We start from the raw sequence: 16,484 nt of genomic DNA on the forward strand, positions 1-16,484 counted from the left end.
CGGTCGGTCCGACGGGCGGCGGTCGGGCCGCCCACGGGCATCATCCACCGGCCGGACGGGAGAGGGGAAGCCCGTAGCCCTCCGGCTGCGCGGGGACGAGCACCCCGTCCGCGAGGACGAGCCGCCGGTCGGCCGCGGCGGACACCTCACGACTGTGGGTGATCAGCACGACCGCCAGGCCGTGCTCGGCCCGCAGCCGCAGCAGCGTGGCCAGGATGTCCCGTTCCGTGGCACGGTCGAGGGCCGACGTCACCTCGTCGCACACCAGCACCCGCGGGCACGCCGCGAGCGCCCTCGCCAGGTTGGCGCGCTGGCGCTCGCCGCCGCTGAGTTCGCCGGGGCGGCGCTCCGCGTGCCCCGGGCGCACCGACACCGAGGCCAGCAGTCCGGCGACGGACGGCGGGCGCAGCCCGGCACGCTGCGCGGTCAGGCGCGCCCGTTCCAGCGCGGCACCCAGCGGTTCGGCCGGGTTGAGCGCCGCGCGGGCGTCCTGTTCCACGTGCGCGACGGCGAGCCGGCCACGCCGTGACCGCAGGCGCGCGGCCCACGGGTGGGGCGTTCCGCCGAGCAGGAGCCGGCCGGTGTCCGGGACAAGGGTGCCGGCCAGCATGCGCGCGAGGGTGCTCTTGCCGGTCCCGGAGGGCCCCGTCACGGCGACGCACTCGCCCTCGGCCAGCCCGAGCGAGAGGTCCCGCAGGACCCTGGCGCCCTGATGACCGCCCGAGACCGCCTCGACGGCGAGGACTCGGGAGCCGTGGGCGTGCCGGACCGGCACGGCCGGGGCGGGTACGGCGGGCGGCGGGGGAGCGTCCCGGCCGGTGCCGGCCTCGGCGAGCCGCCCGTCCGTCAGGAGCAGCCTGCGGTCCGCCAGACGGTCGATGACCTCCGGGTCGTGACTGATCATCAGCAGGGCGGTGCCGGCGGCCGGACGCAGGAGGGCGAGCATGTCCGTCACGAGAGCCGGATCGAGGCCGGCGGTCGGCTCGTCGAGGACCAGCAGCCGGCTGCCGGCGGCCAGGGCGGCGGCCAGGGCCACGCGCCGGGCCTGGCCGCCGGACAGCTCGTGGGGGAAGGAACGGGCCAGGGCGGGCGGCAGACGCATCCGCTCCAGGGTGGCCGCCACGTGTCCGGCGCGATCGCCGCGGGGCACGCCGGCCCGCCGCGCCGCCCGGTCCAGGATCCGGCCGACGCGGTGCTGGGCGGGCAGGGCGGCGGCGCAGTCCTGCGGGAGGTAGGTGACGGTCCGGCCGCGCAGGCGCCGTGCCGCCGCGGGCTCGAACGGGTCGAGCCCGTCGACCAGGACGGTGCCGCCGGTGCGGACGATGCCCGGCCGCGTCCAGCCGAGCAGGGCGTGCGCGAGCGCCGTCTTGCCCGAGCCCGACCTGCCGGCCAGCCCGACGGTCTCGCCCGGCCGCACCGCCAGGGAGCAGCCGGCGAGCACGGACCGGCCCGCGGCGGACAGGGACAGCGCCGTGACCTCCACCGGGTTCGGATGCGCGGGGCCGGGGGGTGCGGGGTTCATCGCGCGACGCTCCTTCGCTGCGGGGGACGGACGGCCGGCTTCCCCGGGGCCGTCAGCCGGTCGACGGCCAGCGTCGTCCCCAGCGCGAGGACGGCCAGCAGGGCCGCCGGGACGACGACCGGCCAGGGATTGTCCGACGCCCCGGGGATGTTCTCCCGCACGAGGCGGCCCCAGTTGGCCGCCGGGGCGGCGGCGCCCAGGCCGAGGAAGCCCGCGGTCGCCACGAGTTGGGTGGCGGCGATGAAGCGGATGCCGGCCTCGGCCCACGCCTCGCGGGCGATGTTGGGCAGGATGTCGTACCGGATGACACGCAGGACGCCGTCGCCCCGCGCGAGCGCCGTACGGACGTACGGCAGGTCCGCGAGCCGCGCGGTGGCGCCGCCGATGACGCGCACCGAGAACGGCAGGCTCACCGCCGTCACGGCCACCAGCACCGCCGTCGCGCTGCCCGGACGCCCGGCGGCCACCAGCAGCATCACCAGCAGCGGCGGCAGCGCGGCCAGGCCGTCGACCAGCCGCAGCAGTACGGTGCCGGGGCCGCGCCGCGACAGTCCTGCGAGCGTCCCGACGGCGAGACCGACCAGGCTGCCCAGCGCGGTGGCGGCGAGGGCCTGGAGGAGCAGTGTCCGTCCGCCGTGGGCCGTCCTGGCCAGTGCGTCGCGCCCGAGGAAGTCGGTGCCGAGCAACCCGCCCCGGCCCGGCGGCTCGTAGGGCATGCCGGTCTGCCCGGTGGGGGAGGGCAGCGGCAGCCACGGACCGGCCAGGGCGGCTGCCACGATCAGCAGCAGTACCGCGAGGGCGCCGCGGCGCAGCACCCGGCGGATCACCGCGCACCTCCCGCCGCGCGGCGCCGGGCGGCGGGGCGCGTCCGCACGTCGAGCAGCCGGGACAGCAGGTCGCCGGCCAGCAGCACCGCGAGGACCGAGGCCGCCAGCGTCAGCCCGATCCCCTGCACCATGGCGGTGTCCCGGTAGGCCACCGCACGCGCCAGTTCGCTGCCGATCCCCGGGTAGTTGAACAGGGACTCCACCACCACGCCGCCGCCGAGCAGCCCCGAGGCGAGGACGGCGAGACCCTGTACGGCGGGTCCCGAGGCGGCGGGCAGGACGTACGCCAGCGCCAGCGGGAGGCCCCGCACCCCGTCGAGGCGCGCCTGTTCGACCGCGGGACCCTCGCACACGGTCACCGCGGCGGCCCTGAGCAGGCGGGTCGCCGTTCCGACGCCGCCGAGGACCAGGCTCGCCACGGGCAGCACCAGCAGCTCCGGGCGGTCGAGCGGGGACTCACCCGGCGCGAGCAGCGACACGGCCGGGAAGAGCCGCCAGTGCTGGGCGAACAGCACGAGCAGCGCTGTCGCCAGGAGGAACTCCGGCAGCGCCACCAGGGTCACCGTTGCCGAGGACAGCAGGCGGTCCACGGGCCGGCCGGCCCGCAGCCCGGCGGTCAGGCCGAGCACCGTGGCCAGCACGGCGATGACCGCCACGGCGATCACCACGAGGAGCACCGAGTTCCCGAACCGGTCGGCCACCACGCCGGCGACGGGCCGCCCGCCCGCCGCCGACGTGCCGAGGTCGCCGCGCAGTGCCCGGCCGAGCCAGGCCAGGTACCGGGCGGGCAGCGGTCGGTCGAGGCCGAGGCGCTCGCGGATGCCCGCGCGCTCCCGGTCCGTCGCGTCGGCCCCCGCCGCCACGCCGGCGGCGTCGCCCGGCAGCAGGTCCGTGGCGATGAAGAGGACCGCCGACAGCACCAGCAGGGTGGCCGCCGCCCCCAGGCAGCGGGCGGCCGCGTCGCGCGGGCTCACGCGGAGGCGATCTCGGCGACCGAGAGGTCGGGGAACTGGGACTGCCGCACGCCGCTCACGCGATCCAGCCGCGCGTCGACCGTGGGCACGAACACCGGGATGATGTCGTTGCCCTTCTCCCACAGCAGGCGCTGCGCCTGGTGCGAGGCGTCGAGGCGCTCCTGTTCCGTGCGGGCGCTGCGGGCGGTGACGACCAGTTCGTCGATGTCCGGGAACGTGCCCGGGGTGTGGTTGGGCTCGAACGGGGCCGGCGGGTTGTACCCGGCGGCGAACGGCAGTTGCGAGTACGCGGCGTAGTCGGCGAAGAGCTGGCCGGCCGGCAGCTCGTTCAGCCGGGCGTCGACGCCGATGGCCCTCAGGTTCTCGACGACGAGGGTGGCCGTCTCGACCATGCCGGTGAGTTCGGGACCGGCGGTCAGCTCGACCGCCATCCCCGCGTGTCCCGCCTCCGCCAGCAGGGCGGCGGCCGTGTCGGGGTCGAAGGTCCGCTGCTCCAGCCCGCCGTCGTAGGTGGGGAAGCCCAGCGCCGGCACGTCGTTGCCGAGGTGCGCGCGGCCGAAGTAGACGCTGTCCACGATGGCCTGCCGGTCGATGGCCAGCCGGAAGGCGCGGCGCACCCGTTCGTCCTGGAACGGGGCGTGCGCGAGGTTCATCGTGAACCTGAGGTTCGCCACGTACGGGGGCTCGCCCGCGGTGACGCCGATGCCGTCCTCGCCGTCCAGGGTGCGCGCGGTGGCCGGTGAGACGCCGCTGACGAAGTCGGCCTGGCCGCCCCGGAGCGCGTTGACCCGGGCCTCCGCGTCCGCGACGGACAGGAGCCGTATCTCGTCCAGCGTCACCTCGTCGCCGATGGCCGCGCCGAACCAGTCGGGGTTGCGGTGCAGGACGGTCTGCTGACCGGGCTCGAACGCCGCCACGGTGAACGGGCCGCACGAGGGCATGTCCTGTGTGAAGTCGGTCGTGCCGTCCTTGACGGCCAGCATGCTCTGGCACAGCAGCAGCCGGCCGTCGGCGATGGGCGTCAGCGCGGGCAGCGAAACGGTGCGGTCGTCGGCCGCCTCGGCGGCCGCGAGGTCGAAGGCGCGGCCCACGAGCCGGGTGAACGGCAGGCCCTCCAGCAGGTCGGGCAGGCGCAGCGAGTGCAGCACGTCGGCGGCGGTCAGGGGCGACCCGTCGGTGAAGGTGACGCCGTCGCGCACCCGCAGTGTGTAGGTGGCCAGGTCGTCGCTGACGTCGATCGACTCCAGCACGCCGTAGGTGACCCCGTCGGGCTGCGACGCGTCGATCGCGCCCAGGGCTCCGTGGACGAGGCGGGCGCGGACGAAGTCCAGGGCGGTCGGTCCCAGCAGGTAGGTGAGCGTCTCGCTCGATCCGCCGCCGGCGAACGCGGCGCGCAGGACGCGGCGGCCGGCGGCGGCTCCGTCGCCGCCCTCGTCGCCGGACGTCGAGCAGGCGGCCAGCAGTCCGGTCAGCCCGGCGGTGGTGAGGGCGCCGAGGCCCAGGAAGGAGCGGCGTTTCAAGGTGGTCACGGGGTGTTCCTCGGGTGACTGTGCGGGACGGGCGGGGCGGGGGCTCTGCCCGGCGGGGAAACGTCATGCTAGATGAAAATGATTATGACTTCCGTATAGTACGCATGCGTGCGCCGGCTACCGCCGTGCAGCCACCCACCGAAGGGAACAGCCCACGTGCCCGCACCCCCCGTCCTCCCCCTCCTGCGCCCGCAACGGCTCCGGCTCATCGCCGCGGTCGCGGCGCAGGCCGCCGCGTCGGCCGCGTCCCTCGCCGCACTCGTGGCCGTCGCCCGCACCGCCGCGGGCTGGCTGGCGGGCGACCGGCCCTCCGCGACCGACGCGGGACTGATCGCCACGGCCTTCCTGGCCGCCGTCGCCGGCGCCCTGCTGGCCGGCCTGGCCGCCTGGCTGGCGCACGTGGCCGACGCCGGCCTCCGGCTCGGCCTCCAGCGCCGCCTGGTGGAACGGTTCGCCGGCCTGCCACTGCGCCGACTCACGGGCCGCGGCGGGGGCACCGTCAAGAAGACCGTCCACGACGACGTCCACGGACTGCACCAACTCGTCGCGCACACCCTCACCGACATCACCGCAGTCGTCGCCACCCCGGTGCTCGGCCTCGCGTATCTGGCGTTCCTCGACCCACGCGTCGCCGCGGCGGCGCTCATCCCCCTGCTGGCCGGGGCGCTGCTGTACGCCCGCGCCATGGCGGGCGCGTCCGCCAGGTTCGCGGAGTACGGGGCGGCCCAGGCGGCCATCAACGCGGCGGCGGCCGACCATGTGCGCGGGGTCGCCGAGGTGAAGACGTTCGGCCTCACCGGGCGGGCGACCGGCGCGTTCCACCGGGCGACGACCGCGTTCCACGACTTCTTCCGCGCCTGGTCCTCGGCGACCACCGGCGTGACCACCGCCTCGTGGCTCGTGGTGGCGCCCGGCGTCACCCTCACCCTGTTCGCGGCGCTCGGCACCTGGGCGGCGGTCGCCGGCTGGGCGAGCGCCGAGGCGGTGGTCGCCCTCGCCCTGGTCGGTCCCGCCGTCTCGGCGCCGGTCGCCGTCCTCGGCCCCCGGCTCCAGGCGCTGCGCACCGGCCTGTCGGCGGCACGCGGCATCACCGCGCTGCTCGACGAGCCGGTCCTGCGCTGGGGCGACGGGTCGACCGTGCCGCAGGGCGCGGAAGTCCGCTACGAGGACGTGTCCTTCGACTTCGACGGCACGCCCGTGCTGACCGGTGTCGACGTCACGCTCCCGGCCGGTGGCTTCACCGCCCTGGTCGGTCCCTCCGGCGCCGGCAAGTCGACCTTCGCGGGCCTGCTGGCCCGGTTCGACGACCCGCGGTCCGGCCGCATACGCGTCGGCGGCGCGGACCTGCGCGACCTGACGCAGGAGACTCTGTACGAGACGGTCTCCTTCGTCTTCCAGGACGTCGTCCTCCTGCGCGGCAGCGTCCTCGACAACCTCACGGGCGGGCGCGCGTACCCCCGCGAGGCCGTGGAGGCGGCCGCGCGCGCCGCGCGCATCCACGACCGGATCACCCGGCTCCCCGACGGCTACGACACCGTCGTCGGCGAGGGCGTCGAGCTGTCCGGCGGCGAGGCGCAGCGCCTCTCCATCGCCCGCGCCCTGCTGCGGGACACCCCGGTCGTGGTGCTCGACGAGGCCACCGCCGCCGCCGATCCCGGGACCGAGGCGGCCCTCCAGGAGGCGCTCGGCGAACTGGCCCGCGGGCGGACCGTTCTGCTGATCGCCCACCGCCTCGACACGGTCACCGGGGCCGACCTGATCCTCGTCCTCGACGGCGGCGCGGTCGCCGAGCGGGGGACCCACCACGAACTGCTCGCCCTGGGCGGCCGGTACGCGGCCTCGTGGGCCGCCCAGCACGAGATGGAAGGAACGCGCTGATGCTCAAGGACCTGACCGCCCTCCTGGAGGACCGGGACGCGGCCCGCCTGCGCCGGCTCACCGCGCTCCTCGCGCTCGCCGCCGCGCTCCAGGGCGCCGTACTGGTCCTCGCCGTCCCGGTGTTCCAGCGGCTCCTCGACGGCGACCCGGACACCGCCCTTCCCTGGCTGGCCGTCGCCGCGGCGGCGTGCGCGCTGTACGCGGCGGTCCAGTGGGGCGCCCAGGCGATGGCGTTCCGCGTGGGCGGCGAGACGGCACGGGCGCTGCACCGGCTGCTCGGGGACCGGCTGCCCCGCCTGCCGCTCGGCTGGTTCACCCGGGCCAGGACCGGCCAGGTGGTCGAGATCGCCACCGCGGGGATACCGCAGCTCATGTCCTATCCGGCGATCCTCCTGCGGCCGCTGGTCACGGCCCTGGTCACGCCGGCCGTGACGGTCGTCGGCCTCGCGCTGTGGGACGGGCGCTACGCCCTCACCGTGGCGCTGACCGGATGCGCCGCCGCGGCCGTGACCCGGTTCGCGCGGCGCCGGGTGGCGGACGCCGAGCGCGAGCGGCACCGCGCGTTGGACGAGGCGGCCGGCCGGGTCCTGGAGTTCGCCACCGCCCAGCAGGTGCTGCGCGCGTTCGGCCGGAGCGACGCGGGCGCGCTCGACGACGCGCTCGTGCACGCCGACCGCGCGGCCCGCCGTTCCATGACCGCCATCGTGCCGGGCCTGGTCGTCTTCTCCTTCGCCGTGCAACTCGCCTTCGCCTGCTGCCTGTCGCTCGCCCTGGCGCTGCTCGTGTCCGGGGACCTGACGGCCGGGGCCTGCGTCGGCCTGCTGGTGGTCACCACCCGGCTGGTCGCCATCGGCGCGAGCGGCGCGGAGCTGGCGGCCGCCTCCCGGACGACGGGCGGCACCATCGACCGCGTCGCGTCCGTCCTGACCGCCCCGGCCCTCCCCGAGCCGGCGACCGCGGCGCCGGAGAGCGGCGACGGGCCGGTGGCGGAGTTCCGTGACGTGGTCTTCGGCTACGGCGGCGACCCCGTGCTGCGGAACGTCTCCTTCACCCTGCCGCGCAGGGGACTGACCGCGCTGGTCGGACCGAGCGGCTCGGGGAAGACCACCGTCACCCGGCTCCTGGCGCGGTTCTGGGACGTGGACGAGGGGGCCGTGCTGGTCTGCGGGCGCGACGTGCGGGAGGCACCGTCCGACGAGGTGCTCGCGCGGATCGCCCCGGTCTTCCAGGACGTCCACCTCTTCGACGACACGGTCGCCGCGAACATCCGGCTCGGCCGTCCCGACGCCGGCGACGCGGAGTTCGACGAGGCCGTCGCGCTGGCCGGGGTGGCCGAGATGGCACGCGACCTGCCGGACGGGCTGGACACCCGGGTCGGGGAGGGCGGGGCGCGCCTGTCCGGCGGCCAGCGGCAGCGGGTCGCCATCGCGCGGGCGATCCTGAAGGCCGCCCCCCTCACCGTCCTCGACGAGGCGACGGCGGCGCTCGACCCGGAGAACGCGCTCGTGGTGCGGCGCACCCTCGATGTGCTGCGCGGACGCGGCAGTGTCCTGGTCATCGCGCATCACCTGGCCACCGTCAGGGACGCGGACCGGATCGTCGTCCTGGACGGGGGGCGGGTCGCGGACCGGGGGACCCACGACGAGCTGGCCGGACGGCCGGGGCTCTACCGGGAGTTCACCGAGGGCCGGGCCGGCGACCGGGGCTGGCGGTTCGCCGCCGTCGGGCGGGCGCGGAGCTGAGCCTGTGGGCGGCGCCGTACGACGCGGGTCCGGCCGGCGGGCCCGCGCCGTACGACGCGCGGGTCACCAGCTCGACTTGGTCACGCCGGGGAGTTCGCCCGCATGGGCCATGGTGCGGAGGTTGACCCGGGACAGGCCGAAGGTCCGCAGGTAGCCGCGGGGCCGGCCGTCGACGCTGTCGCGGTTGCGGACGCGCGTGGCACTCGCGTCGCGCGGCTGGCGCTCCAGCTCCCGCCGCGCCGCGGCGCGCTCCTCGGGGGAGGTGCCGGGGGCGCGGATGATCCGCTTCAGCTCGGCCCGCCGGGCCGCGTGGCGTGCGACGACGCCCTTCCGCTGCTCGTTCTTCGCGATCTTGCTCTTCTTGGCCATGGGGCGCTCCTCAGACCTTCTCGCCGCGGGCGCGGATGCGGGCGACGGCGGCCTCGATGCCGATGCTGTCCACCGTCTTGATGGCCTGCGCGCTCAGCCGCAGCCGGACGTGCCGGCCCTCGCTCGGCAGCCAGTAGCGCTTGGACTGGATGTTGGGGTCGAACCGCCGCCGGGTACGGCGGTGGGAGTGGGAGATGCTGTTGCCGAACAGGGGCGCGCGGCCCGTGAGCTGGCAGTGGGCGGACATGGTGCTTCCTTCGGTCGTCGTCGCCGGGTTACGGGGTCAGCAGGCCGCGCTGGTAGGCGCGCACGAGGCTGCGGGGCACGAGGTGCCGCCGGCCGTCGACGACGATCGGCACCAGGTCGGGCGGCGTCGCCTTCCACTGGGCACGCCGGTGACGGGTGTTGCTGCGGGACATGCGGCGCTTCGGTACGGCCACGGGGCGCCCTCCATCGGACACGGGACATCGCGGGCGGGCCGGCGGGCCCGCCCTTGATGAAAATGATTGCTGTTTTCGTATCCTAACCCGCTCGCGCCCCGTGCGGCCGATCAGGGCCTGCGGTCGCGGAAGGTGCGGCGCAGGTCGTCCACCCAGGCGCCGGGGTTCTCCCACGGGATGAAGTGCCCGCCGTGATCGTGGGCGTTGACGTTGACGTGGTTGAACCACGCGCCCTGCGGACCGGTCTCGAACGCCCGGACGCGCTCCTCGGCGGAGTGGATGCCGGGCGGGTTCTCGTACGCGACGAAGGTGAGGCCGACCGGGGCCTGCACGACCGGTGTGCGGTCGTGTGCCGGGGTCCAGGGGTAGCGGTTGGCGTTGGCGTAGTAGCGCATCGACGTGGCGATCGAGTTGTTCACCCAGTAGATCGTGGCGTGGGTGAGCAGGTCGTCCCTGGTGAAGACGGACTCGATGGCGCCGCCGTTGTCGCTCCAGGCGTTCCAGCGCTCCAGCAGCCAGGCGAGCAGCCCGGCGGGCGAGTCGCTCAGCCCGTGGGCCAGGGTGGCGCCGTCGAGCATGTGCACGGTGAGGTGGGACGCCGAACGGCGGTCCAGCTCGACGATCCGGGCGCGGACGTCGGCGGGCTGGTCGTCGGTGAGGGGCCGGTTCCGCGCGAAGCTCCAGGCGCGGGGGCCGTTGAAGAAGTCGAGCGGCAGCCCGGAGCCGATGTGGATGCCGTACAGCTCGTCGGCGTACTTGTGGCCGAGCTGGCTGGAGACGATCCCGCCGATGTCGCAGCCCCCGGCGGCGTACTTCGCGTACCCGAGGGTCTCGGTCATCAGGGTGTGCCAGAGGTCCGCGACCTTCCAGAAGTTGACGTCGGGGAAGCCGGTGAGCGGGCCGGGGAAGCCGAAACCCGGCAGGGACGGCACGATGACGTCGAACGCGTCGGCCGGGTCGCCGCCGAACGCCGCCGGGTCGGCGAGCGGACCGATCACCTTCGACCAGTGCCAGAACGTCCACGGCCAGCCGTGGGTGAGGATCAGCGGGATCGGACGGGGGCCGCGGCCCGGTTCGCGCATGAAGTGCACCGGCACGCCGGCGACGTCCACCCGGTAGTGCTCGTGGGCGTTGATGGCGGCCTCGGCCCTGCGCCAGTCGTAGCCGTCCCGCCAGTGGGCGACCAGCTCGCGCAGGTAGTCGGCGGGGACGCCGTAGGACCAGTCCTCGTTCCCCTCGTCCAGCGGCGGACGGGTCAGCGCGAGCCGGGCGCGCAGGTCGTCGAGCACCTCGTCGGCCACGTGGATCGGGGTGGGCTCCAGGGGGAAGGCGTGCGGAGCGGTCATCGCGTGGTTCCTCACGTGCAGGGGACGGCATCGTCGGTGTGGCGCCGGCAGCGGAGCCCGGCACGGAACACGGACGCGTCCCCGACCGCACTCCCGGCGGCCACGAGTCGGGGCCAGCATATGCAGGGGCGGTTTCGGTGGTGCGCGGCGGCGGGGATGAGGGGGGATCAGGACCCGTGGCCGGCAGCCGCGCCGGTCCAGCGGCGATGGGCGTCCATGTCCACGTTGCCGCCGCACACGACGGTGACGACGTGCCGGCCGGCGAAGCGCTCACGGTCCTCCAGCACCGCGGCGACGCCGAGCGCGGCCGACGGCTCCACGACGAGCCCCGCGTGGTCGAGGAGCAGCCGCATGCCGGCGACGATCGACGCCTCCCGCACGAGCACGGCGTCGTCGGCGACCAGGAGCAGGTCGTCCAGGACGGCCGGGATCGGACACCGGCCGGCGACGCCGTCGGCGATGGTGTCCGTCGGACCCGTCGTCACGACGCGCCGCCCGCGCCACGAGAGGGTCATCGCCGGCGCGCCGAGCGGCTGGACGCACACCACGTCGACCTCCGGCGCGAGGGACTTCAGCACGTGTCCCACTCCGGTGGCCAGCGCCCCGCCGCCGAGGGCGATCAGGACGGTGTCGAACGGGGCGGCGGACTCCGCCAGTTCCAGGCCGATGGTGGCGGCGCCCTCGCACGTCTCGATGTCGAGGCTGTCCTCGACGAGCCGGACGCCGTCGCGGCGCGCGATGGCCGCCGCCCGCTCGCGGGCCGCCTCGTGGTCGCCGTCCACCAGGTCGAGCCGGGCGCCCAGCGCGCGGATGCGCTCCAGCTTGGCCGCCGTCGCGGAGCGGGACGCCACGACGGTGACCTCGATCCCGCGTCCGCGCCCGGACCAGGCGAGGGCCTGGCCGAGGTTGCCCGCGCTGGCGCACACCACCGCCCGGGGACCGTCCCCGGGCAGCAGGCTCGTGACCACCTCGGTGCCGCGTCCCTTGAAACTGCGGACGGGGTTGGCCGTCTCCAGCTTGACGCTCACCGCGCAGCCGAGTTCCGGCTCCAGGGCCTCGCAGCGGTACAGCGGCGTGTCGAGGAACACCGGGTCGATCAGCCGGCGGGCCGCGCGGATCCGGTCGGTGTCGAGGCGCGTCTGCTGCATGGCACGGCAGCGTAGCGCCCAACGCGACCCGCAGCGCCGTGCGTTGTGCCCCCGGCGGCGGCCGAGCCGCGGGCGGGCGTGCGCCGGGGAGCGCACCCCGAGGACGTCGCGCTCTGCCTCCAACTCGACCGGTTCCCCTCCGCCATGGTGGCGGCCCCCGAGGACTCGCCCATGGTGCTCGGGGCACACGGCGGGGACCCCGCGCCGGTCAGCGCCCCTCGACGACGAACGCCCTGATCGCCTCGACGGCGCCGCCGCGCGCCCACTCGGTGAAGGAGGAGGACAGCATCGGGATGCTGAGGGAACGGTGGCCGCGCAGCCGCCGCTCACCGATGCCCCGGTCGATGTCCCGCCGCCCCGCGCGGGCCACGTCCACGCTCTCACCCGCGACCACGACCGTGCGCACGGTGGTGAGCCCGGCGACGGCCGCCACGGTCGCGCCCAGTGCCCAGCCGGCCTCGCGGACGACGCCCGCGCACACCGCGTCGCCCTCGCGCGCCCCCCGCACGATCTCCTCCAGGGTGACCGGGCGGCGCAGCCCGTGGGACGCGGCGGCGAGCACCGACGCCGTCGAGAGGTACGCCGACACGCAGCCCCGGTGCCCGGCGGGGCACATCGGGCCGCCGGGGTCGAGTACGTGGTGGCTGAACTCGACGAGGTCGTCCTCCGTGGTCTCCACGATGCGGCCGTGCAGGCACAGGGCGTACCCGACGCCCGCGCCGACGGTGACCAGCGCGAAGTCCGAGAGGCCGCGGGCCACGCCGAACCAGCGCTGGCTGTGGGCGAGCGCCGAGACGTCGTTGCGGACCACGCAGGGGATGCCGATGGCGTCGTTCAGCACGGACTCGACGGGCACCCGGCGCCAGTCGAGGTACGGCGCGTCGAACAGCGGGGACGGCGCGGGGCGGGCGCCGGCGGAGGGGTTCCCGCCCATGGTGAACCCCGCGGCGACCGGTGGCGCGCCGGTCCGGGCCAGCCGCTGCGCGAGCGCGCGGGCCTGACGGGCGACCGCGCCGGGCGTCCGTTCGCCGAGCGGTTCGCTGTGCTCGGCGACGACCTCGGCGCGCAGGTCCGTGATCACGCCGTGCATGTGGTCGGACGTCAGCTTCACGCCGAGGAAGTGGTGGTCGCGCGCGACGATGTCCAGCGGGCGCGTGGGGCGGCCGTTCACCGGGTCGTGGACGATGCCGCGCTCGACCAGGAGCCCCGAGCCGACCAGCGGTTTCGTCAGGCGGGTGAGGCTGCCGGTCGAGAGCCCCAGGGTGCGGGCCAGCGTCGTCCTGGTCAGGGGGCCGTTGACCAGGACTTCCCTGATGACGGGGCGGGCGGGGCGGGAGACGGCCTCCCACACCCCGATCGTCGGCCGGTCGCCGCCCGGGCTGGATACCGCGTGCACCCGCGCAGCTTACCGGGAGCATCGAACAGCTCCACCGTGAAGCCTTGTTCCAACAGAGACGCACAACAAACACCGGAAAACCCAAAAAAGTTGCGGCACGACTGGTGACATGCGTCTCACCTCCACCTAACTTGGCTTCGGTCCGAAGCCAGAAGGGGAGTCACCGCATGCCCAATCGAAAAACCGTCCGCCCCGGGGTCCTGGTCGGCGCGGTGATGACACTCCTGCTGTCCGCCTGCTCGGGCGCCGGGGCGGGCGACGGCGCCGTGACGCTGGACTACTGGTGCTGGAGCGCGTCCCAGGACGACAAGGTGGCCGCCTTCAACGCCGCCCACCCGGACATCCAGGTCCGCCACACCGACGCCGGGGGCGGCACCGACACGGCGACCAAGCTGCTCACCGCGAGCCGCGCGGGGAACGCCCCCGACATCGCCTGCGCCGAGTACCAGACGATTCCCGCCCTGATCGTCTCGGACGTGCTGGCCGACATCTCCGAATGGACCGGCCCGGTGGAGGACCAGTTCACCGACGAGGTCTGGCAGATGACCCGGTTCGACGGCCAGGTCTACGGCATCGCGCAGGACATCGGCCCCATGGTGATGGTCTACAACCGGGCGCGCTTCGAGGAACTCGGCATCGAGGTCCCCGCGACCTGGGAGGAGTTCGCCGAGGCGGCCGCCCAGGTGCGCGAGCGCGACCCGTCCGCCCATCTCGCCACCTTCGCCCCGGCCGAGTTCGGCAACTTCGCCGGCCTCGCCCAGCAGGCCGGCGCGTCCTGGTGGTCGGTGGAGGACCGGGAATGGACCGTCGGCATCGCCGACGAGCCCACCCTGCGCGTCGCCGAGTACTGGCAGGGGCTGGTCGACGACGACCTGGTCACGGCCGAGCCGCTGCTCACCCCGGAGTGGAACAACCGCCTCAACCGCGGCGACATCCTCACCTGGCCCTCGGCCCTGTGGGCGCCCGGCGTGCTGTACGGGATCGCCGAGGGACAGGCGGGGGACTGGGCCATCGCACCGCTGCCCCGCTGGGAGGGGGACGACGACTCCGTGGCGCTCCAGGGCGGTACGGCCCTGACCGTCACGAAGAACTCCGACCACCCCGAGGAGGCCGCCGAGTTCGCCATGTGGATGAACACCGACGAGACCGCCTACGAACTGGCGATCGCCGACGGCATGTACCCGGCGTGCCTCGCCGGTCAGGCCGCCACCCGGGAGAATCCCCCGCCGCCCCTGGCGGGTGACCAGGCCGACTACTGGGACATCGCCACCGAGGCGGCGGCGAACACCGTCCCCGGCATCACCTGGGGCCCCAACGTCAGCACGGCGGCCGACGCGTTCACGGACGCCATGGCGGCGGCCGTCAGGAACGGCACCCCGCTGACCGACGCCATCCGCGACACGCAGCGCGCGGTGGTCGACGACATGGAACGCGTCGGCTTCGACGTGACCGAGTGAACCCGGCGATCAGCTCCCGTCCCCCTCATCAGGCAGGCACACCATGACTCCCACCACCCCGCCCCCGCGGCGGACCGCCGGCAGGCGCCGGGCCGCGACCCCCGTCGCCGCGCCCTGGCTGTTCCTGACGCCCGCGCTCCTCCTCTTCGTCGCCTTCATGGCCATCCCCATCGGCTACGCGCTGTGGCTCAGCGTCCAGGGGCTGCGCATCGTGGACGAGGGCATCTTCGGCATCAGGACCGAGGTGTTCGTCGGCCTGGCCAACTACCGGCAGATGCTCACCGACGCGGACTTCTGGACGGGCTTCGGACGGCTGGCGCTCTACGGCCTGATCGCCGTCCCCCTGACCCTCGGTCTCGCGCTGCTGTTCGCGCTGCTCCTGGACCACGGGGCCTCACGCGCCAAGCGGTTCTCCCGGACCCTGATCTTCCTCCCGTACGCGGTCCCCGGCGTGATCGCGTCCCTGATGTGGGGCTTCATGTACCTGCCCTCCACCAGCCCGTTCAGCCACATCACCGAGCAACTGGGCCTCGACGCCATCCCGTTCCTCGACGCCGGGACCATCTACCCGTCGCTGGCGAACATCGCCGTCTGGGGCGGGGTCGGCTTCAACATGATCATCATCTACACGTCGCTGCGCGGCATCCCGCCCGAGCTGTACGACGCCGCCCGCATCGACGGCTGCAGCGAGTGGCGGATCGCCTGGCGCATCAAGGTGCCGCTCGTCGCGCCCGCCCTGGTCCTCACCGGCCTCTTCGCCCTCATCGGCACCCTCCAGGTCTACGGCGAGCCGACCATGCTCAAGCCGATGACGACGGAGATCTCCCAGACCTGGGTGCCGATGATGCAGATCTACCGCGACGGCTTCGTGCGCGACGACCTGCCGCTCGCGGCGGCCGGCTCGGTGATCCTGGCCGCCGGCACCCTGATCGTCTCGCTGGTCCTCCTCAAGGTCACCCAGCGCCGCGCCATCGGAGGCATCCAGTGACCGACACCGCGACGAATGCACGCGGACTGCTCCCGCACCAGCGCGCGAAGGTCGCGCCGACCGTCATCCTGCTGATCGGCGCCGCGTACTGCCTGGTGCCCCTGGCGTGGATCGTCGTCGCCGCGACGAAGTCCAACACGGAGCTGTTCTCGACCTTCACCTTCCGGCCGGGCACCGGCCTGTTCGACAACCTGCGCGACCTGTTCGCCCACGAGGACGGCGTGTTCGCCCGCTGGGCCGCGAACAGCCTCCTGTACGCGGGCGTCGGCGCCCTGCTGTGCACGCTGATATCGACGCTGGCCGGCTACGCGTTCTCCAAGTACCGCTTCCGCGGCCGGAACCCGCTCTTCGCCGTCATCCTCGCGGGCGTCCTCCTGCCCGGCATGACGCTCGCCATCCCGCAGTACATCATCATGGCCGAGGTGGGCATGGTGGGCAGCTACTGGTCCGTGCTCCTGCCCGGCCTGATCTCGCCGTTCGGCATCTACCTGGCCCGGGTCTACGCGGACGCCTCGGTGCCCGACTCGACCATCGAGTCCGCCCGGATCGACGGCGCGAGCGAGTACCGCATCTTCACGTCCATCGGCCTGCCGATGATGTTCCCCGGCATGGTCACCATCTTCATGCTGCAGTTCGTCGGGAGCTGGAACAACTTCCTGCTCCCCTTCATCATGCTGTCCGACGAGAGCAAGTTCCCGATCAACCTCGGCCTCTACACCCTGCTCTCCAAGGGATCTGGCGAACCGTCGCTCTACAGCCTGGCCATTGTCGGCACCGCCGTCTCGGTCATCCCGCTCATCTGCCTGCTGCTGTTCCTCCAGCGGTTCTGGCGGCTCGACATGATCAGCGGCGGGCTCAAGGGCTGAGG

15 protein-coding genes and 1 pseudogene are annotated in these 16,484 nt (G+C 74.4%); 6 read left to right on the plus strand and 10 right to left on the minus strand.

What is annotated here, in order from left to right; translation table 11 throughout:
• Positions 1 to 40 precede the first annotated feature (40 nt).
• From EMA09_RS26405 to EMA09_RS26420, 4 genes are read right to left on the minus strand one after another with little or no spacing between them, the layout of a single operon-like run.
• Positions 41 to 1,522: an ATP-binding cassette domain-containing protein gene (locus tag EMA09_RS26405; RefSeq protein WP_129843463.1), complete on the minus strand. Its 1,482-nt coding sequence runs from the start codon at positions 1,520 to 1,522 to the stop codon at positions 41 to 43.
• Positions 1,519 to 2,349: an ABC transporter permease subunit gene (locus EMA09_RS26410; RefSeq protein ID WP_206306008.1), complete on the minus strand. Its 831-nt coding sequence runs from the start codon at positions 2,347 to 2,349 to the stop codon at positions 1,519 to 1,521. The genes EMA09_RS26405 and EMA09_RS26410 overlap by 4 nt, the downstream gene beginning before the upstream one ends.
• Positions 2,346 to 3,323 (minus strand): ABC transporter permease, encoded by a 978-nt coding sequence (locus EMA09_RS26415; protein WP_129843464.1) that lies wholly within the window; start codon positions 3,321 to 3,323, stop codon positions 2,346 to 2,348. The genes EMA09_RS26410 and EMA09_RS26415 overlap by 4 nt, the downstream gene beginning before the upstream one ends.
• Positions 3,320 to 4,852, minus strand: a complete 1,533-nt coding sequence (locus EMA09_RS26420; protein WP_206306009.1) for an ABC transporter substrate-binding protein — start codon at positions 4,850 to 4,852, stop codon at positions 3,320 to 3,322. The genes EMA09_RS26415 and EMA09_RS26420 overlap by 4 nt, the downstream gene beginning before the upstream one ends.
• A 156-nt stretch (positions 4,853 to 5,008) precedes the next feature.
• Between EMA09_RS26420 and EMA09_RS26425 the strand changes: the two genes are divergently transcribed.
• A complete protein-coding gene (locus EMA09_RS26425; RefSeq protein ID WP_168220814.1) occupies positions 5,009 to 6,730 on the plus strand; it encodes an ABC transporter ATP-binding protein in 1,722 nt (573 codons plus the stop codon).
• The gene (locus EMA09_RS26430) at positions 6,730 to 8,472 is read left to right on the plus strand and encodes an ABC transporter ATP-binding protein (protein ID WP_129843466.1); all 1,743 of its coding nucleotides are present in this window, start codon (positions 6,730 to 6,732) and stop codon (positions 8,470 to 8,472) included. The genes EMA09_RS26425 and EMA09_RS26430 overlap by 1 nt, the downstream gene beginning before the upstream one ends.
• 63 nt (positions 8,473 to 8,535) lie before the next feature.
• Here EMA09_RS26430 and rpsN read toward each other — a convergent pair whose 3' ends face one another.
• The 5 genes from rpsN to EMA09_RS26455 form a co-directional block, all read right to left on the minus strand.
• The gene (gene rpsN, locus EMA09_RS26435) at positions 8,536 to 8,841 is read right to left on the minus strand and encodes a 30S ribosomal protein S14 (protein WP_129843467.1); all 306 of its coding nucleotides are present in this window, start codon (positions 8,839 to 8,841) and stop codon (positions 8,536 to 8,538) included.
• 10 nt (positions 8,842 to 8,851) lie between these two features.
• Entirely contained in the window at positions 8,852 to 9,088 is a 237-nt protein-coding gene (gene rpmB, locus EMA09_RS26440; protein ID WP_129843468.1) for a 50S ribosomal protein L28, read from the minus strand.
• 28 nt (positions 9,089 to 9,116) lie between these two features.
• Complete coding sequence (gene rpmF / locus EMA09_RS26445) at positions 9,117 to 9,281, minus strand: 50S ribosomal protein L32 (RefSeq protein ID WP_129843469.1); 165 nt, start codon at positions 9,279 to 9,281, stop codon at positions 9,117 to 9,119.
• Between the two features lie 110 nt (positions 9,282 to 9,391).
• Complete coding sequence (locus EMA09_RS26450; RefSeq protein WP_129843470.1) at positions 9,392 to 10,627, minus strand: epoxide hydrolase; 1,236 nt, start codon at positions 10,625 to 10,627, stop codon at positions 9,392 to 9,394.
• A gap of 167 nt (positions 10,628 to 10,794) precedes the next feature.
• The gene (locus EMA09_RS26455) at positions 10,795 to 11,775 is read right to left on the minus strand and encodes a pyridoxal-phosphate dependent enzyme (protein ID WP_129843471.1); all 981 of its coding nucleotides are present in this window, start codon (positions 11,773 to 11,775) and stop codon (positions 10,795 to 10,797) included.
• 54 nt (positions 11,776 to 11,829) lie between these two features.
• Here EMA09_RS26455 and EMA09_RS26460 point away from each other — a divergent pair.
• Positions 11,830 to 12,012 (plus strand): annotated as a pseudogene (locus EMA09_RS26460) (2-phosphosulfolactate phosphatase); the annotation flags it as partial.
• On the opposite strand, the gene EMA09_RS26465 reads toward EMA09_RS26460, so the two are convergent.
• Positions 11,984 to 13,171, minus strand: a complete 1,188-nt coding sequence (locus EMA09_RS26465) for an ROK family transcriptional regulator (protein ID WP_129843472.1) — start codon at positions 13,169 to 13,171, stop codon at positions 11,984 to 11,986. The pseudogene EMA09_RS26460 and the gene EMA09_RS26465 overlap by 29 nt on opposite strands.
• A gap of 167 nt (positions 13,172 to 13,338) precedes the next feature.
• On the opposite strand from EMA09_RS26465, the gene EMA09_RS26470 reads away from it, so the two are divergent.
• The 3 genes from EMA09_RS26470 to EMA09_RS26480 are packed head-to-tail and all read left to right on the plus strand — an operon-like array spanning position 13,339 to position 16,482.
• Entirely contained in the window at positions 13,339 to 14,628 is a 1,290-nt protein-coding gene (locus EMA09_RS26470; RefSeq protein WP_129843473.1) for an extracellular solute-binding protein, read from the plus strand.
• A 43-nt stretch (positions 14,629 to 14,671) separates the two neighbouring features.
• Entirely contained in the window at positions 14,672 to 15,616 is a 945-nt protein-coding gene (locus tag EMA09_RS26475) for a sugar ABC transporter permease (RefSeq protein WP_129843474.1), read from the plus strand.
• Complete coding sequence (locus EMA09_RS26480; RefSeq protein WP_129843475.1) at positions 15,613 to 16,482, plus strand: carbohydrate ABC transporter permease; 870 nt, start codon at positions 15,613 to 15,615, stop codon at positions 16,480 to 16,482. The genes EMA09_RS26475 and EMA09_RS26480 overlap by 4 nt, the downstream gene beginning before the upstream one ends.
• Positions 16,483 to 16,484: the final 2 nt, after the last annotated feature.

The sequence above is a fragment of the Streptomyces sp. RFCAC02 genome (genome assembly GCF_004193175.1).
GTDB lineage: Bacteria > Actinomycetota > Actinomycetes > Streptomycetales > Streptomycetaceae > Streptomyces.